The 21432-nt window shown below is 71.0% G+C and carries 21 protein-coding genes; 7 read left to right on the forward strand and 14 right to left on the reverse strand.

The window, feature by feature from the left end; genetic code table 11:
• Window positions 1-145: 145 nt before the first annotated feature.
• On the forward strand, window positions 146-700 hold the full coding sequence (locus ACZ63J_RS09580) for a TerD family protein (protein ID WP_465403800.1): 555 nt from the start codon (window positions 146-148) through the stop codon (window positions 698-700).
• Here ACZ63J_RS09580 and ACZ63J_RS09585 read toward each other — a convergent pair.
• Window positions 690-1592 carry a cobalamin biosynthesis protein CobD/CbiB gene (locus ACZ63J_RS09585; RefSeq protein ID WP_465403801.1) on the reverse strand — a complete coding sequence of 301 codons (903 nt, stop codon included), beginning with the start codon at window positions 1590-1592 and terminating at the stop codon, window positions 690-692. The genes ACZ63J_RS09580 and ACZ63J_RS09585 overlap by 11 nt on opposite strands.
• A gap of 40 nt (window positions 1593-1632) precedes the next feature.
• Window positions 1633-2316, reverse strand: a complete 684-nt coding sequence (locus tag ACZ63J_RS09590; protein ID WP_465335577.1) for a FadR/GntR family transcriptional regulator — start codon at window positions 2314-2316, stop codon at window positions 1633-1635.
• A 102-nt stretch (window positions 2317-2418) separates the two neighbouring features.
• Here ACZ63J_RS09590 and ACZ63J_RS09595 point away from each other — a divergent pair, with 102 nt between their 5' ends.
• The 4 genes from ACZ63J_RS09595 to ACZ63J_RS09610 all read left to right on the forward strand — a co-directional run bounded on the left by ACZ63J_RS09595 (window position 2419) and on the right by ACZ63J_RS09610 (window position 5366).
• Window positions 2419-2913: a gluconokinase gene (locus ACZ63J_RS09595; RefSeq protein ID WP_465302910.1), complete on the forward strand. Its 495-nt coding sequence runs from the start codon at window positions 2419-2421 to the stop codon at window positions 2911-2913.
• Window positions 2910-4274 carry a GntT/GntP/DsdX family permease gene (locus tag ACZ63J_RS09600; RefSeq protein ID WP_465403803.1) on the forward strand — a complete coding sequence of 455 codons (1365 nt, stop codon included), beginning with the start codon at window positions 2910-2912 and terminating at the stop codon, window positions 4272-4274. The genes ACZ63J_RS09595 and ACZ63J_RS09600 overlap by 4 nt, the downstream gene beginning before the upstream one ends.
• Before the next feature lie 259 nt (window positions 4275-4533).
• Window positions 4534-4857, forward strand: coding sequence for an ArsR/SmtB family transcription factor (locus tag ACZ63J_RS09605; protein WP_285482766.1), 324 nt, complete (start codon window positions 4534-4536; stop codon window positions 4855-4857).
• Complete coding sequence (locus ACZ63J_RS09610; RefSeq protein ID WP_465335580.1) at window positions 4854-5366, forward strand: SRPBCC domain-containing protein; 513 nt, start codon at window positions 4854-4856, stop codon at window positions 5364-5366. The genes ACZ63J_RS09605 and ACZ63J_RS09610 overlap by 4 nt, the downstream gene beginning before the upstream one ends.
• 53 nt (window positions 5367-5419) lie before the next feature.
• On the opposite strand, the gene ACZ63J_RS09615 is transcribed toward ACZ63J_RS09610, so the two are convergent.
• The 6 genes from ACZ63J_RS09615 to ACZ63J_RS09640 are packed head-to-tail and all read right to left on the reverse strand — an operon-like array spanning window position 5420 to window position 12122.
• Complete coding sequence (locus ACZ63J_RS09615; protein ID WP_465403805.1) at window positions 5420-6397, reverse strand: N-acetylglucosamine kinase; 978 nt, start codon at window positions 6395-6397, stop codon at window positions 5420-5422.
• On the reverse strand, window positions 6394-7659 hold the full coding sequence (locus ACZ63J_RS09620) for a 6-phospho-beta-glucosidase (RefSeq protein WP_465403807.1): 1266 nt from the start codon (window positions 7657-7659) through the stop codon (window positions 6394-6396). Before ACZ63J_RS09620 ends, ACZ63J_RS09615 begins: the two co-directional genes overlap by 4 nt.
• Entirely contained in the window at window positions 7656-8546 is an 891-nt protein-coding gene (locus ACZ63J_RS09625) for a carbohydrate ABC transporter permease (protein WP_465403809.1), read from the reverse strand. The genes ACZ63J_RS09620 and ACZ63J_RS09625 overlap by 4 nt, the downstream gene beginning before the upstream one ends.
• The gene (locus tag ACZ63J_RS09630; RefSeq protein WP_465403811.1) at window positions 8543-9535 is read right to left on the reverse strand and encodes a carbohydrate ABC transporter permease; all 993 of its coding nucleotides are present in this window, start codon (window positions 9533-9535) and stop codon (window positions 8543-8545) included. The genes ACZ63J_RS09625 and ACZ63J_RS09630 overlap by 4 nt, the downstream gene beginning before the upstream one ends.
• A complete protein-coding gene (locus tag ACZ63J_RS09635; RefSeq protein ID WP_465403813.1) occupies window positions 9532-10890 on the reverse strand; it encodes an extracellular solute-binding protein in 1359 nt (452 codons plus the stop codon). Before ACZ63J_RS09635 ends, ACZ63J_RS09630 begins: the two co-directional genes overlap by 4 nt.
• 23 nt (window positions 10891-10913) lie before the next feature.
• A complete protein-coding gene (locus ACZ63J_RS09640) occupies window positions 10914-12122 on the reverse strand; it encodes an ROK family transcriptional regulator (RefSeq protein ID WP_465403987.1) in 1209 nt (402 codons plus the stop codon).
• Between the two features lie 227 nt (window positions 12123-12349).
• Between ACZ63J_RS09640 and ACZ63J_RS09645 the strand changes: the two genes are divergently transcribed.
• On the forward strand, window positions 12350-12805 hold the full coding sequence (locus ACZ63J_RS09645) for a hypothetical protein (protein ID WP_465403815.1): 456 nt from the start codon (window positions 12350-12352) through the stop codon (window positions 12803-12805).
• 10 nt (window positions 12806-12815) lie between these two features.
• Complete coding sequence (locus ACZ63J_RS09650) at window positions 12816-13046, forward strand: DUF7660 family protein (protein ID WP_465403817.1); 231 nt, start codon at window positions 12816-12818, stop codon at window positions 13044-13046.
• A gap of 35 nt (window positions 13047-13081) precedes the next feature.
• Here the strand turns inward: ACZ63J_RS09650 and ACZ63J_RS09655 are convergent, their stop codons facing one another.
• From ACZ63J_RS09655 to ACZ63J_RS09680, 6 genes are all read right to left on the reverse strand, one after another.
• The gene (locus ACZ63J_RS09655) at window positions 13082-14056 is read right to left on the reverse strand and encodes a hypothetical protein (protein WP_465403819.1); all 975 of its coding nucleotides are present in this window, start codon (window positions 14054-14056) and stop codon (window positions 13082-13084) included.
• A gap of 207 nt (window positions 14057-14263) precedes the next feature.
• Entirely contained in the window at window positions 14264-15283 is a 1020-nt protein-coding gene (gene nudC, locus ACZ63J_RS09660; protein ID WP_465403821.1) for an NAD(+) diphosphatase, read from the reverse strand.
• A complete protein-coding gene (locus tag ACZ63J_RS09665; RefSeq protein WP_465302933.1) occupies window positions 15283-16662 on the reverse strand; it encodes a M16 family metallopeptidase in 1380 nt (459 codons plus the stop codon). The genes nudC and ACZ63J_RS09665 overlap by 1 nt, the downstream gene beginning before the upstream one ends.
• Window positions 16659-17951 carry a M16 family metallopeptidase gene (locus ACZ63J_RS09670; RefSeq protein WP_465335589.1) on the reverse strand — a complete coding sequence of 431 codons (1293 nt, stop codon included), beginning with the start codon at window positions 17949-17951 and terminating at the stop codon, window positions 16659-16661. The genes ACZ63J_RS09665 and ACZ63J_RS09670 overlap by 4 nt, the downstream gene beginning before the upstream one ends.
• A 9-nt stretch (window positions 17952-17960) precedes the next feature.
• Complete coding sequence (locus tag ACZ63J_RS09675; RefSeq protein ID WP_465403823.1) at window positions 17961-19544, reverse strand: DUF2207 family protein; 1584 nt, start codon at window positions 19542-19544, stop codon at window positions 17961-17963.
• Between the two features lie 2 nt (window positions 19545-19546).
• Window positions 19547-21277 (reverse strand): DUF2207 family protein, encoded by a 1731-nt coding sequence (locus ACZ63J_RS09680; RefSeq protein WP_465403825.1) that lies wholly within the window; start codon window positions 21275-21277, stop codon window positions 19547-19549.
• Window positions 21278-21432: the final 155 nt, after the last annotated feature.

Here is a 21432-nt window from a genome sequence, read left to right on the forward strand (position 1 = left end):
GAGCGAAACCCGCAGCAACCGGACGACCGAGGACCGCGAGCGGATCCGCGGGAAACTGGCCGAACGGGGTGGACGACTCGACGAAGAAGCCTTGACCCAGCTGAAACGCCGCAGCTGAGCGAGTGCGTCGGGCAGGATGAAGGTCATGACCGACCGCTTCGGCACCCGCCCGGCAGGTGATCCGGTGGTGATCCCCCTACTGGACACGGTCGACGTCACGTTCGGGTGGCAGGTCGCCGAAGACACGCACGTCGAGATCGACCTGGACGCCGCCGCGATCGGCTGTGGCGCCGACGGGCGCGCGCTCGGCGACGGTTACCACGTCTTCTTCAACAACCTCCGGAGTCCTTGCGGCGGTATCCGGCAGGAGCGGGAAGACCCGGCCACGAACGCCGACCTGGTCCGGATCTCGTTCCGCGAACTGGCCGCCGGCGTGCAGAAGATCGTGTTCGTTCTGACGATCTACGACGCCGACACCCGTCGCTTGAGCTTCGAGCAGATCGACGAAACGCACGTCCGGATCTCCGGGCCCGACGGCGCCGAACTGGCCGGTCACCGTCCCGGCGGCCTGTCCGACGGGACCGCCGTGGTCCTCGGCTCGCTACGGCGGCACGAGGGCGGCTGGCTCTTCCAGCCGGAGGCGCGCGAGTTCCCGTCCGGGTTGTTCGGGCTGTCGCGCGAGTACGGGCTCAGGTACTGACGGAACGGCGGCGGAACCCCGTCAGCACCGCCAGCACCACCGCGGTCACCCCGGCCAGCCAGCCGACCACCCGGGACAGCTCCACCGCCCGCGTCACGTGCCCCGCGTCCGGGTTGCGGCCGACGCCCAGCACCGGCAGCTCCGCCACCCCGTGCGGGTACACCGTGCGCCCGCCGACGCGGACCTCCAGCGCTCCCGCGAAGGCCGCCTCCACGCGGCCCGCGTTGGGGCTCGGGTGGGCGATCGTGTCGCGGCGCCACGCCCGCCAGGCGCCGCCCGCCGAGCCGCCGACCACCGGGGCCGCCAAGACCGTCAGGGCCGCCGCCACGCGGGTGGGCACCAGGTGGACCAGCTCGTCGAGCCGGTCGATCGCCCAGTGGCCACGACGGCCGTCGCGGGCCCGGCGCAGGAGGCTCACCGCGCGCGCTCCCAGCAGGCCCGGCACGCCCGCCACCGCGCCCCACACCAGGGGGGCCACCACGGCGTCGGAAGTGTTCTCCGCCAACGTTTCCACCGACGCGCGGGACAGCGCGACCGGCCCGAGGCCGTCGGCGACCCGGGGGTCCAGTTCGGACAGTGTCGAGCGCGCCGGCTCGAAGCGGCACTCCTCGAGGTCGCGGGCGAGCTCCGTGCCCTGCAGCGCCAGGCCCGCCGCGCCGAGCACCGCCCACGTTGTCACCGCCGTCGCCGACGCCTGCACCAGGGGACGGCCGCGGCCCGCTCGTTCCAGCAGGACGCCGCCCAGGACCGCCGCGCCGGCGACCAGCGCGCCCGGGACCGGGCGGTGCGCGACGCGGCGGAACGCCGTCACCGGTGGCCGCCGCCGGGCGTCGCCCAGGGCGCCGTCGGCCGCCACACCCAACACCAGTCCGATCGCGCGCGCCGCGCTCACCCGTGCCCCCCGGCGGAAGTAAGTCCAGTTCCCGACGAGGCTACTCGACCAGCGCGGCGATCTCGTCACGCGCCTGGACGACGATGTCGCGCATCGCCCGCTCCGCCCGGTCGGCGTCCCCGGCCGCCACCGCGGCCGCCACCTCCAGGTGCAGCGCCACGGCTTCGGGCTGCGGCTCCGGCGGCATCAGGCCGTGCCCGGTCCGCCCGGTGAGCACCTCCGCGACGACCTCCGACAGCTGCGCGAACATCGGGTTGCCGGACGCGCCGAGCAGCAGGTCGTGGAAGGCGATGTCGAACTCGAGGAACGTCGTGAGGTCGCGCGCGCGGGCCGTCCGCGCCAGGCGTTCCCCCAGCGCGCCGAGGCGGCCGCGCTCCTCCGGCGTCGCGCGCAGGGCCGCGAACCGCGCCGCGCACGGCTCGACCGCGGAGCGCAGCTCGTTCAGGGTCGCGAGCGCCGCCGGCCGCGACGGCCCGTCGAGCTGCCAGCGGATCAGCCGCGGGTCGTAGTGGTTCCACTCCCCCGGCGCGCGCACGATCACCCCGACCCGGCGTTTGCTGCTGGTCAGCTGCATCGTCTCGAGCACGCGGACGACTTCGCGCGCCACCGTCCGCGAAGCGCCGAAGCGCTCCTGCAGCTCTTCGGAACGCAGGACGGTGCCCGGCGGCAGCGCTCCGGTCGCGATCGCCGCGCCGAGGGCGTCCAATACCTGCTCATGCCTCACCCGACCAAGCTAGCCGTCTGACTCGATTAAGTAGTACTTCATCTTGAATAAGTAGTACTTTTGAGTTTCACTCACCTGGGCACAACGAAGTGGAGGTGCGGGATGACCGTCATCGTGGTGATGGGGGTGTCGGGCTCCGGGAAGACGACGATCGGCACGGCGCTCGCCGGCGCGCTCGACGTCGAATACGCCGAAGCGGACACGTTCCACCCGAAGGCCAACATCGCGAAGATGACCGCCGGCCACCCGCTGACGGACGAGGACCGCGCCCCCTGGCTCGAAGCCATCGCCGGCTGGATCCGCGACCACGAGCGCTCCGGCGGTGTCGTGACGTCGTCGGCGCTCAAGCGCCGGTACCGGGACGTGCTGAGAACCGGCGGTGACGTCTGGTTCGCCCACCTGCACGGCGACAGCGCCCTGCTGGCCGAGCGGATGAAGCACCGCTCGGGTCACTTCATGCCGGTGTCGCTGCTGGACTCCCAGCTCGCCGACCTGGAACCCCTCGAGCCGGACGAGCCCGGCGCGATCTTCGACATCGGCGGCACTCCCGAGGAGATCACCGAAGCCGCCCTGACCGCCTTCCGGGAGCGTTCATGACCACCCTCGCCGCCGCCTGGACCGGCCACGACACCCGGCTCATCGTCGCGACGGTCGTCGCGATCGCCGTCATCGTCGTGCTGATCACGAAGGTGAAGCTGCACCCGTTCCTGTCGCTGGTGCTCGGGTCGCTCGTGCTCGGGCTGACCGCCGGGATGCCGGTCGACAAGCTGCTGAAGAGCTTCTCCAGCGGGGTCGGCAGCACGGTCGCGTCCGTTGGCATCCTGATCGCCCTCGGCGCGATGCTCGGCAAGCTGCTGGCCGACTCCGGTGGCGCCGACCAGATCGTCGACACCGTGCTGGGCAAGGCCCGCGGCGCCGCGCTGCCGTGGGCGATGGCGCTGGTCGCGGCGCTGATCGGGCTGCCGATGTTCTTCGAGATCGGGCTCGTCATGCTGATCCCGGTGGTGCTGCTCGCAGTGAAGCGCACCGGGAAGCCGTTGATACTGCTGGGGATTCCGGCCCTCGCCGGGCTTTCGGTGTTGCACGGCCTGGTCCCGCCGCACCCCGGCCCGCTCGCCGCGGCGGGCGCGCTGAACGCGAACGTCGGGATCACGCTGGCGTTCGGCCTGCTCGTCGGCATCCCGACGCTGGTCATCGCGGGCCCGCTGTTCGGCCGGCTCGCGGCCCGGCTGGTGCCGGACGCCGCGCCGCCGGAGCGGCTGATCCCGGAACGCGCGGACACCGACAAACCGCGTCCCAGCTTCGCGGCGACGTTGACCACCGTGCTGCTGCCGGTGGTGCTCATGCTGGCGAAAGCGCTCTCGGACATCCTGCTGGCCAAGGAAAGCCAGGCCCGGAAGATCCTGGACTTCGTCGGCGACCCGCTGATCGCGCTGCTCGCGGCGGTGCTGGTCGGCATGGTCCTGCTGGGCCGCCCGGCCGGGCTGGGGCGGGACAAGCTGTCCACTGTGGTCGGTGACTCGCTGGGCCCGATCGCGGGGATCATCCTGATCGTCGGCGCGGGCGGCGGCTTCAAGCAGACGCTGGTCGACGCGGGTGTCGGCGACGTGATCACGGGCCTGGCCAAGGACGCGAACCTCTCACCGCTGCTGCTCGGCTGGCTGGTGGCGGTGGCGATCCGCCTGGCCACGGGCTCGGCCACGGTCGCGACGGTCTCGGCGGCGGGCATCGTCGCCCCGCTGGCGGCTTCGATGGACCCGTCGCACAGCGCCCTGCTCGTGCTGGCGATCGGCGCCGGGTCGCTGTTCTTCTCGCATGTCAACGACGCCGGGTTCTGGCTGGTCAAGGAGTATTTCGGGCTGTCGGTGGGCCAGACGCTGAAGAGCTGGTCGGTGATGGAGACGCTGATTTCGGTGGTTGCGATCGCCCTGATCCTGCCGCTGTCGCTGGTCGTTTAGGTCGAGCTTGAGGAAGGCCGTCACCCACGCCGGGTGGCGGCCTTCTTCGTGTCGTCGCCCCGATCACGCGTGTCGACCCCTCAATCACGCGTGTCGACCCCTGCGTCACGCCGCGACGCTTCCGAAGCCCCCGCCCCGGGGCCCCGCTCGTGCGCGAACAGCCGACACGCGTGATCAGGGAGTCGACACGCGTGACTGGAGGGTCGACACGAACCGCGTCCGTTGACATGTGACCTTCTGGTCACCTATTCTCGCTGACGTGCCCGACGACGACCTGGTGTTCAAGGCGCTGGCGGATCCGACCCGCCGGTTCCTGCTCGACCTGCTCTTCGAGCGTGACGGCCGCACGCTCACCGAGCTCGAGACCCAGGTGGACATGACCCGCTTCGGCGTCATGAAGCACCTGAAGCTCCTCGAAGAGGCCGGGCTCGTCGTCGCGCGCAAGGAAGGCCGCGAGAAGCGGCACTTCCTCAACCCCGTGCCCATCCGGCAGATCCACGACCGGTGGATCGACAAGTACACCGAACGCCACGTCACCGCGCTGCTCGACCTCAAGAACGAACTGGAAGGCGAAGAACCATGACGACCACCGTGCAGGTCCACCGGGTCTACATCAAGGCCACCCCGGAACGCATCTGGGAAGCCATCACCAAGCCCGAGTGGACGCAGAAGTACGGCTACACCGGCCTCGCCGACTTCGACCTCAAGGTCGGCGGCAAGCACCGCACCCGCGCGACGCAGGAGTTCATCGACGCGGGCTTCACCGGCGACCTCGTCGACGGCGAGGTCCTCGAGGTCGACCCGCCGCGGAAGCTCGTCATCACCTGGAAGCTGCTCATGGGCCCGGACGGCATGGGCGCCGAGCCGTACACCACGCTCACCTACGACATCGAGGCGACGAAGACCGCCGGCACCAGACTGACCGTCACCCACGACCTCACCGGCGCGCCGCTGACCGCCGACATGGTGGCCGGGGTGCACGAGGACGTCAACGCCGGGCCGGGCGAGAACGCCGGTGGGGGCTGGGCCTGGGTGCTGTCGGACCTCAAGTCGCTGCTGGAGACCGGCGAAATCCTGGTCCCCGCGCCGTGAAAGGGTCTGGCGGGACCGGCCTCGCGCCGCTTCGAGGCCGGTCCCGCCAGAGTTCACACGCGCTGGGTCGCCGCCTTCAGCGCCGCCTTCGCGGCCTCTGACGCGCCCAGCGTGTCCAGTCCGAACAGGGCCGCTCCCACCACGGGGTTCACGTCGACGACGCGGACCACCGCGCGCGGCGCCACCTTCAGGCACCGGCGCTCGATCTCCGCGATCACCGGCGCGCCGATCCCGGTCAGCACGCCGCCGCCCAGGACGATCTCCGGCGCTTCCTCGGTCAGGTCCAGGTTCCGGAGGATCACCGCCGCGAAGACGCTGACCTCCTCGACGAACCGCGTCACGATGTCCGCCGCGACCTCGTCGCCGGCCGCCGCGACCTCGAACAGCAGCGGGCAGAGGCCGTGGATCGACGCCGGGTCGATCTCCTCGAAGTGCAGGCCCTGCACGACGTCCAGCAGCGTCGGCTTCTCGAAGTAGGCCGCCACCGCCGGCATCAGCGCGGTCCGCGGGCCGCGGCCGTCCTCGGCGCGCACGGCCCACCACAGGGCCTCCTCGCCGAGCCGGTACCCGCCGCCCCAGTCGCCGGAGATCTTGCCCAGCGCGGGAAAGCGGTGCACCCGCCCGTCCGGGCCGACGCCGGCGCCGTTGATCCCGGCGCCGCACACCACCGCGACACCCACCCCCGCGCTGCCCGCCCGGAGCAGCGCGAGGGTGTCGTTGCCGACGACGAGCGTGTCGCTCCAGCCGCGGACCGCCAGCGCCGCGTGCAGCGCCTCTTCCTCACGCGGGAAGTCGAGCCCGGCGAGGTAGGCCGACGTGTGCACCGCGAACGGCCGCTCGTCCGGCAGGCCCGCCGCGCCCAGCGCTTCGAGGACCAGGTCCTCCAGCGCCGCGACGCACGCCGCGACGCCGATGTTCTGCGGCGACGCGCCCGGGCCGCGCGACTTTCCCAGCACGACGCCCTCGTGCGACACCACGAGGACCTCGGTCTTGCTGTTCCCGCCGTCGATGGCAATGACAGCTGGCCTCATCCGCGCGCCCAGGGCAGGTACTCGCGGTTGATCTGCACGAGCGAGTCCGCCAGGGTGTCGGCCTTCGTGTACTGGCCGACCAGCGGGTGCGCGAGCAGGGCGTCCGCCACGCGGTCGCGGCCGCCCTTGACCGCCGCCTCCAGCGCGAGGAACTCGTACGCCGTCGTCGCCGCGATGAGCCCGGAGAAGTTCGGCTCCACCGGCGGCTGCGGGATCGGCGTCGCACCGTTCGAGTCCACAGTGGACCGTGCCTCGATGACGGCGTCGCCCGGCAGGAACGGGAACGTCCCGTCGTTGCGGACGTTCACCACGTGCTCCTCGGCCGGCCCACCCGCGGTCAGCGCGTGCACCAGCTGCACGGCGGCTTCCGAGTAGTACGCCCCGCCGCGTTTCTCCAGCGACTCCGGCTTGGTGTTCTGCTCCGGGTCGAGGTAGATCTTCAGCAGCTCTTCCTCGACGTCGGACACGACGTCCGCGCGCGGCCGTTCGGTGCGCTGCTTGGTGACCTGCTCGTCGTGCGCGTAGAAGTACTTGAGGTAGTACGACGGCACGACGTTCATCCGCCGCAACCACTTCTCCGGCACACTGACCTCATTGGACAGGTAGTCCAGGTGCTCCTCCAGCAGCTCCGGCAGCCGGTCGACACCGTCGACCAGCGCGCCGCGTTCCCAGCTGAGGTGGTTCAGTCCGGTGTGGACGAGCTTGACGTCGTCCGCGCCGACCCCCAGCAGCTTCCCGAACTGCCGCTGCAGGTTGATCGCGACGTTGCACAGCCCGACCGCGCGGTGCCCCTCGTTGAGCAGCGCGCGCGTCACGATGCCGACCGGGTTGGTGAAATTGACGATCCACGTGTCATCCCCGGCGATCTTGCGGACGCGGTCGGCGATGTCGAGCACCACCGGCACCGTCCGCAACGCCTTCGCCAGGCCGCCCGCGCCGGTCGTCTCCTGCCCGACGCAGCCGCAGGCGTGCGGGAACGTCTCGTCGGAGCGCCGCGCCCGCTGCCCGCCGACGCGCAGCTGGATCAGCACCGCCGACGCGCCGTCGACGCCCTCTTCCAGCGACTGCGTGGTCCGCACCTGCGCGGGGTGACCGGCGTGCGACAGCAGTCTCTGGCTGAACCCGCCGACGGCCTCGACGCGGTAGGCGTCCGGGTCGACCAGCACGATCTCGTCGACGTCCAAAGTGGACCGGCGACCGGCGATCCCGTCGATCAGCTCCGGCGTGTAGGTGGACCCGCCACCGACGACTGCCAGCTTCATCCCTTGACTCCCGTGAATGTGATGCCCTTGACGAACGACTTCTGCGCGAACACGAACAGCACGATCACCGGCGCCATGATCAGCGCGGTGGCGGCCATCGTCAGGTTCCACTCGACGTGGTGCATGCCGCGGAAGGACGCGATCGCCAGCGACAGCGGCCAGTGGTCCTGGTTCTCGCCGGTGTAGAGCAGCGGCCCGAAGTAGTCGTTCCAGGTGAACAGGAAGCAGAACATCGCGGTGGCCGCGATCCCCGGCTTGGCCATCGGGATGAGCACCCGGACCATCGCCTGGAACTCGTTGCAGCCGTCGATCTTCGCCGCCTCGATGTAGTCCTTCGGAATGGTGAGGAAGAACTGGCGGAGCAGGAAGATCGAGAACGCGTCGAAGAAGAAGTACGGCACGATCAGCGGGACCAGCGTGCCGGTGAGCCCCATCCGGACCCACAGGTCGTACAGCGGCACGACGGTGACCTGCGGTGGCAGCAGCATCGCGGCCACGGTGAGCATGAAGAACAGGTTCTGCCCGCGCCACCGCAGCTTCGCCAGCCCGTACGCCGCCGGGATCGCCGACAGCAGCGCCCCCGCCGTCGCCAGCGCCGAGTACAGCAGGCTGTTGCCGAAGTACTCCAGCAGCGGCGCCTTCTTGAACACCTCGACGAAGTTCTCGAAGTGCCATTCGGTCGGCCACAGGCTCGCCGTCATCGCCTGGTCGCTCTTCATCACCGCGGTGAGGAACACGAACAGCAGCGGCAGCACGAAGATCACGCCGAGCGCGATGCCGATCGCGTGCGTCGCGATGTAGGACAGCCGCTTGTCCCAGCTGTGCTTGAACCGCACCTTCGGCGGGACACCCGCCGGTTTCTGCGGCGCTTCGGCCAGTGCGGTCATGCCCCCTCCTCCTGGTGCTGGGACTTCCGGAGCTGCCTGACGAGAATCCAGGTGAAGCCGGACGAGACGATGAACAGCAGCACGGCCATCGCGGCCGCGTAACCCATGTTGAAGTAGCGGAAACCCTGGACGTACAACCAGATCGGATACGTCAGCGTCGAGTTCTGTGGCGCCCCGATGAGTTTCGAGTTGCCGGCGACGTCGGCTGTGCCCGCCGAGGCGGACGCGGCGACGATCGCCTGCGTGAAGAACTGCAGCGCGTAGATGATCGAGTTGACCACGCCGAACAGCAGCACCGGCGAGATCGACGGCAGCGTGACGTGCCAGAACCGCCGGACCGCACCGGCGCCGTCGAGCTCCGCGGCTTCGTACTGCTCGGTCGGGACGTCCAGCAACGCGGCCAGGATGATGATCATCAGTTCGCCGGAGCCCCACAGCGCCAGCAGCGTCAGCGCCGGCTTCGACATCGCCGGGCTGTTGAACCAGAGCCCGCCGTCGATCCCGACGAGCCGCAGGAAGCGGTTGACCGGCCCGAACTCCGGGTTGAAGACGAAGACGAAGGCCAGCGTCGCCGCCGCGGGCGGGGCGAGCGTCGGCAGGTAACACAGGGTGCGGACGAGCCCGACGCCGGACTTGAGCCGCGAGATCACCGACGCGATGCCGAGGGAGAACACCACGCGGCAGACGGTCAGCACGACCACCAGCCACAGCGTGTTGTACGCGGCCGTGCCGACCAGCGGCTCGCTGGTGAACATCCGGACATAGTTGTCGAACCCGATGAACTGCGGCGGGTTGATCAGGTCGTACCGGGTGAAGGAGTAGTAGACCGTGGCGATCAGCGGGTACCCGAAGAAGATCAGGAACCCGACGAACGCCGGGGCCATGAAGAGGAAGACGGTCCGGCGGCGCTTGGCCCGGCGGGCCCCCGTCCGCGCCTTCGCAGGCGCGGACGGGGAACCGTCGGTTTTCGCGGCGAGGGTGGAGGTCATCCGCCCGCGCCCTTCTGCTTCAGTTCGTCGTCGATCTGCGCGTCCACCTTCTTCAGGCCTTCGGTCAGATCGGGGATCGAGCCGGCCTGCCACTTCTCGGCGAAGTCGTTGACCGCCTTGAGGTGCGCGTCACCGATCGGGGTGGTCTGGTTCGACACGAGCTTGCCGCTGTCGTACATGTCGAGGAACGTCTTGAACTGCGGCTGCAGGTCGAGGCGCGGCGACGTCAGCGAGGCCTTCGTGCTGGGCACGTTCTTCAGGCCGTTGGCCATGTCCACCAGGGTGTCGGTGTCCAGGGTGACCTGCTTGATCAGCTCCCACGCGGCGCCGGGGTTCTTGGCGCCCTTGGGGATCGCGATGATCGTGCCGGTGGTGAAGGCACTGCCGTACTTGTCCGCCATGGTGGTGAGCACCGGGGCGGGCGCGGTGGCGTAGTTCAGGGTCGGCGCCTGGTCCTTGATGAACGCGGTGCGGAACTCACCGTCGTAGATCATCGCCAGCTTGCCCTTCTGGAAGCCGTTGTCGGCGGAGTACTCGTCACCGAGACCGGCCTTGAACTGCTCGACCTTGTCGTGGCCGCCGAGCGCGTCGATCAGCTTCTTCTGGAACTCGAACATCGCCTTCCAGCCGGGGTTGGTGGCGAGGTCCGACTTGCCGTCCGGGCCGAGGAACGGCGCGCCGAAGTTCGGCGCCCAGTACTGGGCCTGGTTGGCGTAGAACGGCATCGAGGGCAGGAAGCCCGCGACCTTGATCGAGCCGTCCGCGTTGTACTCGGTCAGCTTCTTGGCGTCCTCGAGCAGCTCGTCCGTGGTCTTCGGCGGCGAGGTGACGCCCTTCGCCGCGAGCATGTCCTTGTTGTAGTAGAAGCCGTAGACGTCGGCGAGCATCGGCATCGCGCACCGCTTGCCCTGGTACTCGGTGTAGTTCCGGACCGCTTCGGGGATTTGGTTCAGGTCGATCTTGTCGCGGTCGATGTAGGGCTTGAGGTCCTGGAAGCTGCCGGTGGAGCACCAGGCGCCCAGGTTGTCGGTGTAGAAGGAGATCGCGACGTCGGGTGGGTTGCCGCCGCGGATCGACTGCGTGAGCTTGTCGTCGTCCTGGTTGCCCTCGTGCTTGATCTCGATGTTCGGGAACTTCGCCTTGAGCTTGTTCAGGCCCGCGGTGACCACGCCGTACTCGCGGTCGGTGAACTTGGAGTACACCGTGATGGTGAGCTTGTCGTCCTTGCCGGGCGCGGCCGCGGCGTCACCCCCGCTCGGGGCGGCGGCGCCGGAACAGGCGCTGGTCAGCAGGACGGACGCCGCGGCGGCGGCCAGCAACAGCGAGCCGCGTCGGGTCCGGGTGGTAGGGGGCATGGCCCTCCTCCTCATCGGTTGGGCTACTCGGTCGGGGACGGGGCGGGACGGGTTCTTCCGGCCTCGGGCCTGCGCGACCCGAGGAGCGTGGGGGTGACGACGCCGAAGACGTCCTCACGGGTGGTGGCGAGCGCCGACTGCAGCGCGCCGGCGCGGACGGCGTTGCCCTGCACCGACGCGCAGCCGACGGGCGTGCGCGGCAGGACCAGCTCGTGCAGCCGGTCCTGCACCAGCGCGGCGAACGCTTCTCCGCCGGCGCGGCTGGTGTCGCCGCAGAGGAGCACGAGCTGCGGGTCGGCGACCGCGACGAGGTTGGCGACGCCGCCGGCGACCCGCCGGGCGAGGTCGTCGAGGAAGGGGTGCCCCGGCTCGGCCTTGGCGACGGCTTCCCAGGCGGTGTTCGCTTCGATGCCGTGGGCGGCGGCGAGCCGGCAGATGGCGGGCGAGTCGACGAGGTTGCCGAACCGGGCGCCGGCCTCGGGCCAGACGTCGCCGGTGTCCACGGTGGCCGCGTCGGGCACGCGCATCCAGTCGATCTCGCCCCCGCCGCCGGTGGCGCCGCGCAGCAGCCGCCGTCCGATGACGACGGCGCCGCCGACCCCTTCGGACAGCCAGACCATGACGAAGTCGTCGACGTCCTGGGCCTGCCCGACGCTCATTTCTTCGACGGCGACCAGGTTGACGTCGTTCTCGATCAGGACGTCGACCCCGAGCTCGTCGGACAGCTTCTGCGGGACGTCGAAGCCGAGCCAGCCGGGGATGTGCGGGGCGGAGGAGAGCAGGCCGGTCCGCGGGTCGAACGCGCCCTGCGCGCCGATCACGACGTGGGCGAGCTCTTCGCGGGTGATCCCGGCCGCCGCGGTGACGTGGTTCAGGGCGTCGCCGAAGGTCCCGACGACGTCGGCGCCTTCGTGGACGGGCAGCGGCACCTGGTACTCGGCGAGCACGATCCCGGCGACGTCGGAGACGACGAAGTCGGCGATGTGCGGGGTGAGGTCGACGGCGGCGACGAAGGCGAGGCCGCCGTTGGCCGCCCAGAGCTGGGCGCGCGGGCCGCGGCCACCGCCCCGGACGCCGGCCTTCACGACGAGGTTGTCGAGCTCGAGCCGGGTGATGAGCTGGGCGGTGGCGGGCTTGGAGAGCCCGATGGCGAGCTCGAGCTCGGCGCGGGTCAGCGGGCCCTCCCGGAGGAGGACCTCGATGGCGGCGCGATCGTTGATCTCGCGCAGCATCCGCGGGCTACCGGCTCGCACTCTTCGTCGCTCCCGACTTAATTAGGATACTTTACAGACGGTTTCGCAGGACTGTAGTGAGCCGGGGCACAGTCGTCAACGGGCTCCGGAAACGGCCAGGTAACGCTTGGCGGCGCGTTGGGCTACCTGGACGCAACACCGGTGAACGAGTTCCGCCGGACCCGCGGGCTTGGGTATTCGCTTGCGCGGGCGGGGACGCTGGAGACATGGAGACGACACCGCCCGAGGACGTGCTCGGCTGCCCGGTGCCGATCGCGCGGTTCGTCGCGCGCACGGACCTGGCCGTGGTCGCGCTGCAGCACGTGGTCGCGTACCCGAGCGGCTGCGGTTTTGTCGTGCACCTGTCGGTGCGTCGAGGATCGTTGTCCCAGCAGGTCTGGGACGGCATCGACAGCAGCCACGCGGGCGGGTTCCCGGGCCCGGACGACGCGGGGCTGCAGTTCCGGGTCGACGTGGGCGCACTGACGGAGGTCGGCGGCGGGGCGAGCAGCGGCGACCGGCACTACCGAGGTGACCGGCAGCTGTGGCTGGCGCCGCTGCCGGCGGGGCCGGTCGAGTTCAGCGTGGAGTGGCGGAAGGTCGGCCTCGAGCGGACGGGGACCGTGATCGACGGCCGGGCGATCGCCGAAGCGGCGGCGAACGCCCAGCCGTACTGGACGTGAGGAGCCGGCAGTGTCCGAAGAGGGTCTCGACCGGTTGGTGTCGACCTTGCACACCCTGGTGGCGGAATGGGAGGACGGCCCGCCGGACTGGGAGAACGACACCCTGCCGCGGTACCTGGAGGCGTTGGCCGGGTGGCTGCAGGACTACCGCGGTTACTACACGAACCAGGGCCGCCGCCCCCCGGTGGACGGCTGGGAGATCCTCCGGGACGCCTTGAACGCGGCGACGGTGTACGAGTAGCGGTTACTCCTCGGCGTCCGCCCAGGCTTTCAGCATCACGCGGGCGATGGATGCGTTGCCGCGACCTCGGCCGACGTCCGATCGAACTGTTTCGCCCACCACTGCTTGGCCTCCTCGGTCACGTATCCCTGGGCGTCGTCGAGCAGCGGCTCGACCGCGTGTTTCCGCACTTCCCCGTGCTTCTCCGGAGCCGGGCAGATGAACACCGCGAGCATCCGGAGGTTCCGCAGCAGCTCCTCGTTGCCGAGGACGCCGAGGAGAGGCGAATGCGCAATCGCGGCAGTTTTGAACGCGTCCCACGCCTTGTCCACGATCATGCTCACCACTTGCTTGGTGAGCAGGCTTCGGACCGGTTGCCTGCTGGAGCGCCGAATCGTCTTGACGATCACCTTCTTGGCCTTGTCGGGAATGGCGTCGAGAGCCTTGCCGAACTTCTCGAGGACGACGACGAAGCCGATGATCAGGTCACACCACCCGTGATCGGCCAGCTGAAGCCGGATCCGCCTGATCTGCTCGGGACTTCCGTCGAGGCTCTCGACGATGTCGTGCCAGATGTCTTCGGTCATCGCCTTGGCGAAGGTATTCAGCTGTTCCAAGGCTTCCGGCCGACCGGAGTCGCGCACCGGGCCGTCCCGCACGCCGCCGAGATCGGGATGCCGATCATCCCCCTCGGCGCCGGGATCGGATTCGTCCACGCGGCGCTGCGTCGGAAACGGTTCCGGTGCGGCACGGGCAGCGTCGCGAGCCAGCCAGCCGGCGTAGTCGAGTCGAATCAAATCCATGCTTGCTTCCTGAGCAGGCTGGTTACGCACCTTCTTGCGCTTCGGCGAGCACCAGTCGGCCAGCCTGTCGATGAGTGCGACGCGCTTGCTCTCCCGGACTTGCTCCGGCTCCCGGGCGAGGCCGACCCAGCCTCCCCATCCGTGTTGTGAGCCACCGCAGTTGCCACATCGGCAGACGTGACCCTTGGCTTTTTCACAATTCGCCGGATGCTTGCCCGTGGACACCATCTGCCGCCCCTCGTTCGACAACCCATCCGCTCGATCTTTCCGAGCCTTCAGGGAGGCGACATACCGCCACGCTGGTAGTCGCGAGTTGCCGTCCGTAGCGAGATTTGGCCCCACAGATCCCTCGCGTCACTCTCGACGCAAGGGCCTCGATCGCCTTGAGCAATCGGGTGAGAAATGCCGTGAAGGCGCGCCTTCACGGCATTTCGGCTACTCCTCGGCGTCCGCCCAGGCCTTCAGCATCACGCGGGCGATGGACGAGTTCCCCGGCAGAATGATCTCCGCCGCCCCGTCCGCAATGGGCGTCGGGCGGGCTCCTTCGTTCCTCAGCTGGCTGTTCGCGAACGCCTCACGCACCTCGGCGCGCGACGCCCACAGCGCCTCTTCGATCTCGCCGTCCGCCGGCACCAGCGGCGCCGCACGATCCGCCCGGGCCGTGAACCCCAGCATGATCGAACGCGGGAACGGCCACGGCTGGCTGCCCAGGTACCGGACGTCCGACACCCGAGCCCCGACCTCTTCGCGGATCTCGCGGAGCACACACGCCTCCAGCGACTCCCCCGCCTCGACGAACCCCGCCAGCACCGAATACCGCCCCGCCGGCCAGATCGGCTGGCGGGCCAGCAGGACGTGCGAGCCGTTCGTGCCCTCCAGCGAGTGGACCAGGCAGATCACCGCCGGGTCCGTGCGCGGGTACTCCTCGCGGCCGTCGTTGGTGCACTTGCTCGCCCAGCCGAACTGGATCAGCTCGGTGGGATGCCCGCAGCGCGTGCAGAACTTCGCTTGGCGGCGCCAGTTCCGCAGCGCCTGCGCCGTGGTGAACAGGCCCGCCGACGTGTCGTCCAGCAGGTCGCCGTAGCCGCGCAGCTCGACCCAGATCTCGCCGTCCGCGCTCGGGACCTCCTCGACGAACCCCCAGCTGCCCGCCATCTTCACCGTGCCGGCCTCGCCCGACGGGCCACCCGGGAGCGACCAGTAGTCGACGTCCTGCCACTCGCCGAGGAACACCGCGTCCGGCGGCGGGGCCGCGCCGAAGTCGATCGCCTTGCGGAACGCCAGCACCGACGAGCCCTCGACGACCGGGGTGCGCCCGGTGTCGTCCAGGAGGACGACCCGGGCGTCGGGCCAGCGTGACAACAGCCGCGAAGGGTTGGTGCGCAAGCCTTCCTGCCTGTCCACAGTGGAGCGGGACAGGGTCGGCAGCGCACCGAGGGTGAACGGGACGGACATCAGGCCGGCTCGCCCACGACGACGTCGCCGAGGGACAGCAGCTTGCGCTCCAGCACCGCCGCGTCGCCGACCACCACGCCGGTGAACCGCTTGGGGGCGAAGTACTTCAGCGCCGCTTCCGCCACGTCCGCGGCGGTCACCGCCGCCACCCGCGCCGGGTGCTCGTTCAGCCACTCCAGGCCGAGCCCGGTCGAGGCCAGCGCCAGCACCTGCCCGGCCAGCCCGGACTGCGACGACGTCGAGGTCAGCAGCGAGCCGATCGCGTACTGCCGCACCGACTCCAGCTCGTCGCCGGCCGGCGGGACCTGGCCGAGGCGGCCCAGCTCGTAGCGGGTCTCCAGCAGCGCCGGGGCCGTCGCGTCGGTCGCGGTGTCCGCGTCGACGTTGACCACCGCCGTGCCGTCGGTGAACTCGAAGCCGGAGTGCGCGGAGTAGGTGTACCCCTTGTTCTCGCGGATGTTCTCGACCAGCCGCGACGAGAAGTACCCGCCGTAGGCCAGGTTCGCCAGCTGCAGCGCCGCGTACCCCGGGTCCGTGCGCGGCACGGTCTGCGCCGAAAGCCGGATCTGCGACTGCACGGCCCCGGCGCGCGGCACCAGCAGCACGTCCGGGCCGGTCAGGTCGGGCAACGGCGGGAGCCGGACGGCCGAGCGGTCCGAAGCCCAGCCGCCGAACACCTTCTCCAGCTCGCCGATGACCGCGGCCGGGTCGATGTCGCCGACCAGCACCAGCACCGAACCGCGGGCCTGCACCGACACCCGGTGCAGCTCGCGCACCTGCTCGGGTGTCACGACCGCGACGTCTTCGGCGCGCGGCACCTCGCGCGTCGCCGGGTGGTCGCCGTAGCGGTGCTTCTGCAGGGCCTCGCGCGCGATCGTGCGCGGCTGGGTGCGGGAGACGGCGATCCGCTCGACCAGCCGCTCCTTCTCGCGGGCGATCTCCTCGTCGGCGTAGGTCGCGCCGGTGAGGACGTCACCCAGCACGTCGAGGAACGTCGGCAGCTTCTCGGCCAGCGCGGACCCGGTCAGCACCAGGCGTTCCGGGTCGACGCCGCAGCCGATGTCGCCGCCGATCAGCGCCAGCTCGGCGTCGATCTCGATGCGGTTGCGGCGCGCGGTGCCGGTCAGGATCGTCTCGGCGAGCACCTCGGCGATCGCCGGGTGCAGGGCGTCGTCGCCGGCGAACGGGATCCACAGCCGCGCCTCGACCATGGGCACGGTCGCCTTGCGCACGGCCAGCACGCGCAGGCCGTTCGCGAGCTCGGTGTCCACATGCGACAGGTCGCCGGCGGCGCGCTGCTCGCCCAGCGGGGGCAGCGGGCGCGGGCCCCGCGCGGTGCGGCCGATCTCCTCGGCCGTGCGGTGCGTTGCAGAAGTCACTGCTCGTTGTTCCCTTCCGAAGCGGGCTTGACCACCAGCACGGCGCGCGCGTCCGGGCGCAGCGCCTTCGCCGCGGCCGACACGGCTTCCGACGTGACGGCGGACATCCGGTCCGCGAGCCGGTAGACCAGCGAAGCGTCGCCGTAGAGCAGTTCGAACGAGCCGAGCGCGAGCGTCCGGCTCACCAGGCGGTCGTGCTCGGAGTGCAGGCTCGCCGTCCAGCGGGCGGTGACCTTGCGCAGCTCCTCCTCGCTCGGCGGGTTCTCGGCGATCTTCTCCAGCTCGTCGTCCAGCGCGGCGAGCACACGCTCGCGCGGGACCTCGTGCGGGTGGATCAGGGTGACGGTGAAGGTGTCCGGGTCGCGGGCCTCGAACGGGCCGAACAGCCCGGCGCCGGCGCCGATGTCGACAACCAGGGGCTCCTTGTGCACCAGCCGCTGCTGCAGCCGGGAGCCGTCGCCGTCGGTCAGCACCCCGGCGAGCACGAGGTAGGCCAGGTAGCCGTCGACGTCGTTGATCGGGTCCGGCATCCGGTAGCCGATGCCGAGCGCGGGCAGCGGGGCGTGCGGGTCTTCGACCTCGCCGCGCAGCTCGGTGGTCGGCAGCGGCTCGGCGAACGAGGGCCGCTGCGGCGCGGGCCGGTGCGGGACGTCGCCGAAGTGCGCCTCGATCAGCTTCTTCGCGTTGTCCACTTCGAAGTCGCCCGCCACGGTCAGCACCGCGTTCGCCGGCGAGTAGTAGGTGTCGAAGAACGCGGCGCAGTCTTCGACCGTGGCGCTCTCGAGGTCTTCGAAGCCGCCGTAGCCGTTGTGCGCGTTGGGGAACGTCGAGTACAGGACCGGCGGCAGGGTGATCCACGGGAACCCGCCGTAGGGCCGGTTCAGCACGTTGAGCCGGATCTCCTCCTTGACGACGTCGATCTGGTTCGCCAGGTTCTCGGCGGTCAGCTTCGGCGCGCGCATCCGGTCGGCTTCGAGGAACAGCGCGCGCTCGAGCGCGGCGCTGGGGAGCACCTCGAAGTAGTCGGTGTAGTCCGGGTGGGTGGACCCGTTGAAGGTGCCGCCGCTGGACTGCACGTGCCGGAAGTGCGCGAGCTTCTCCAGGCTCTCGGAGCCCTGGAACATCAGGTGCTCGAAGAGGTGCGCAAAACCGGTGCGCCCCTCCGGCTCGGAGCGGAAGCCCACGTCGTAGTGCACGCTGACACCGACCACGGGCGCGGTCGCGTCGGGTGCCAGAACCACGCGCAGACCGTTGTCTAGGGTGTATCGGACGAGCTCGGGATCGGCCATGGCCCCACCCTACGACGGGTCGGCACCCGCGTGCGTCCCGACTGGCGAGTGAGAACTGGTGTGCTGCTCGACCGCGTCGAGCAGCCGGGCGCGGCGCGCGGCGGCGAAGGTGCCCGCGAGCGCGTTCGCGAAGGATCCGGCCTGGTCAGGCGTGACGTCGCCGGCGTGCCAGTAGACCGGCGGCGGGTGGTCGAGCGCGCCGAAGGCGGCCACCCACGGGCCCAGTTCGCCCAGAGCTAACGCGTACGGCAGGCCGCGGGAGAACACGAGCTCCCGGTGCGCCTTGCCGAAGTCCTTCGCCCGCACCGAGCCGAGCTCGTCCGCGACACCGCGGAGCCGCCGCGCGACCTCGGCGCCCGCCCGGCGGCGCGCGGGCAGCGCGGCCGACACCGCGACCGCGGCGGCTCCGGTCAGTGCGAGGAGGACGCCGAGCTGGGCGTACCCGACGGTCAGCGCGAGCAGGACGGTCAGGAACACGCCGTAGAAGACGACCCGGGTCCCGGCGCGCCCGAGCCGCCGCGTGGTGAACCAGCCGCGGCGGACGACGTCGGCCCGCAGCGCGTCCGGTGGGACGTCCACGTGCCGCTGCCGCAGTTCGGCGAGTGTCACCGAGTCTTCGGGCAGGACGGCCTCGAAGACGGCGCGCTCGTACGGCGTCAGGTGCTCGTCGGCGGGGTTGCGGCGGGTCAGCCGGGAGTCCTCGGCCACCCAAAGGTAGTTGCGGACGGCGAGATCGAGCACCGTCGCGGCCAGGTCGGCGGGCCCGGCGCGCCCGTGCAGCAGCAGGCCGGTGTGCCCCGGCAGCACCCCGGCCGGCGACGCGAACTCGCCGGCCGCCGAGACCAGCTCGGCCTTGGACGTCGCCCCCGTGGTGGCGTCCCGGCGGCGCGCGAGCAGCACGAACGCGGCCGCGGCCAGCAGCAGCGCGCCGAAGCCGGCCCAGGCCCAGCCGACCGGCGCGGTGACGACGAACGCGCCCGCGAGCGTCTTGGCCGGCACCAGCCGCGCGTTCGCCGGGACGGTGCCCGCCGGCAGCTCGACGGTGGTGGTCATCCGCTGGCCCGCGGCCAGGTTCTGCTGGCTGAACCGGGTCAGCCCGGCGTGGTCGATCTGCGCGGCGCCGCACTGGAAGTCCGAATCCGGCGGCCCGGCGAGGCAGTCCACCGCCGCCGGGATCTTCGGCGTGGCGAAGGACGCGCGGAGGAACTTCAGCTCGGCGCTCCAGCCGCCGGCCAGCTCCCAGGTGACGCGGTCGCCGTCGACCGCACGGTCCACTGTGTACCGGACGATCGAGGTGCCCGCGGTCAGGTGGACGGTGAAGACGTCCTTGTCGACCGACGCCGTCCCGCTGCCTTCGAGGACGACGTCACGGACGCCGTAGACGCGGTCGCGGTGGTGCGGCGCCGCGACGCGCAGCGGGACCCGGCGGTCCATCGTCAGGCCGTTGGGCACCGAGACCGCCTCGGCGACCGACAGCGAGCCGTCGCGCTCCAGCTTGAGCTGGATCTCGGCGCTCTGCGGCAGCGCGGGCAGCGGCGGCTGGTCGACCGGCGCCGCGGTGAGAAACAGCGCCAGTGCCGCCGCCGCGAGCACGGTCAGCGGGACGCGGCGGCGCGGCCGGCCTCGGTGAGCAGCCCGTCGAGCGCGGTCAGGAAGGACGGGAAGCGCGCGCCGAAACGGCGCAGGTCGCTGTCGGCCTCCATGCCGCCGTACCAGTACAGGCCGGCCGAACCGTCCGACGCCGGGTTGAGCGCGGCGAAGGCGCCCAGCCAGCGTTCGGTGTCGCCCAGCACGACCGCGTACGGCAGCGACCGGGAGAACACCAGCTCGCGGTCGGCGGGCGGGATGTCCTCGGCCTTGGCGGTGTGCAGGTAGTCGAGCAGGCCGCGGACCTGACCGGCCAGCACCCGGCCGCGCGCGGTGCGCGACGGCAGCAGCGCGGCGGCCGCGGCCACGGCGAGCCCGGCCAGGGCGACCGCGACGCCGAGCAGCGCGTCGCCGACCGTGAAGGTGAGCACCGCGGTGGTGACCAGGCCGAGCGCGAAGATCCCGGCGCCGAGCCAGGTCAGGCGGCCGCGGGCGGTGTCCGGGCGGCGGGAGAACCAGCGCTTGGTGACGACGTCGGTGTACATCGCGTCGCTGATCCGGCGCAGGTCGAGGCCACCGCGGGCGCGCAGCTGCGACACCAGGACCGTCTCGGTGCCCGGCGGCAGCAGGGTTTCGTAGACGGCGCGTTCGAAGTCGTGGAGGTGCTCGTCCGGCGGGTTGCGGCGGGCGAGCTGCCAGTCCTGGCCCGGCAGCTCGGCAAGCCAGAGGTAGTTGCGGACGGCGAGGTCGACCACGGTAGCGCTGATGTCGACGACGTCGACGGTCTCGTCGACGACCGTGCCGACCTGGCCGGGCAGCACCCCGTCGGGACTGGCGAAGAAAACGCGGTCGCCGTCGCGCAGCAGCACCTCGACCGGGCCGGTGGTGGTGTGCAGCGCGCCCGCGTCCTGCTTTCGGCGGCGCCACACGAAGAGCCCGCCGGCGACGAGGAACAGGAGCAGCACGGCGAAACCGGCGCCGGTCAGCGGGGTCAGCGCGAAGGCGCCTGCCAGCAGGCCGATGTCGGCGAACACGGCGTTGGCGGGTGTGGTGCCCGCGGGCAGCCCGACGAGCAGGTCGACCCGTTCGCCGGGCTGGACGTCGTTCTGCTCCAGGCGCACGACACCGGTGTGGTCGAGCTCGGCGAGGGTGCAGCGCTGGCTCGAGCCGGTCGGGCCGGCGAAACAGTCCACAGGGGACAGCTCCGGCGACGGCGCGAGGAAGGAGGCGGTGAGCTTGGCCAGCGGGGCGTCGAAGCCGCTCGCGACCTGCCAGCGCGCCTGCTGCCGGCCGCTCTGGTCGGCGACGGCGCCGTCGACGAGGTAGGTGACGGTCGAGGAGCCGCCGGTGAAGGTGAGGACGAGCTGGTCACCGGTGAGCTGGCTGGAGGCGGCGCCTTCGGTCTTGACGTCGCGAACGGTGAAGACGCGGTCCTGCTCGTCCCCGGCGGCGACCCGCAGCGGCACGCGCGAGGTGAGCTGCTGCCCGCCCGGCACGGTGACCTTTTCGGTGACGGACAGGGAGCCGTCACGGAGGACTTTGAGGGCGACGTCGGCACTGGTGCCGTCGGGAGCCGGCGGCTGGACCTGGTTGCCGTCGAGCAGCTGCGGCTTCTTGACCAGGTCACTCGGCGGGTTGGGCAGGGTGGGGCCGGCGGACGGCCCGGTCTGCGCGGCGGCGGTCCCCCCGATGGCCAGCAGCCCGGCCACCGCGGCGGCCGTCCCCCATTTCCTCAACACAGCACCACACACTAGAGCACCCGATCTATGCTGACGCCCGGAACGGCGAGATCACCGCAGGTACGCCGCTTTCGACGCGGAGAACGCACGGGGGGTTCCACTCGATGACGCAAGGCCCGCAGGGCCCGGGCCCACACGGCCCGGGTCCCCACGAC

Source organism: Amycolatopsis sp. NPDC104863, assembly GCF_055582965.1.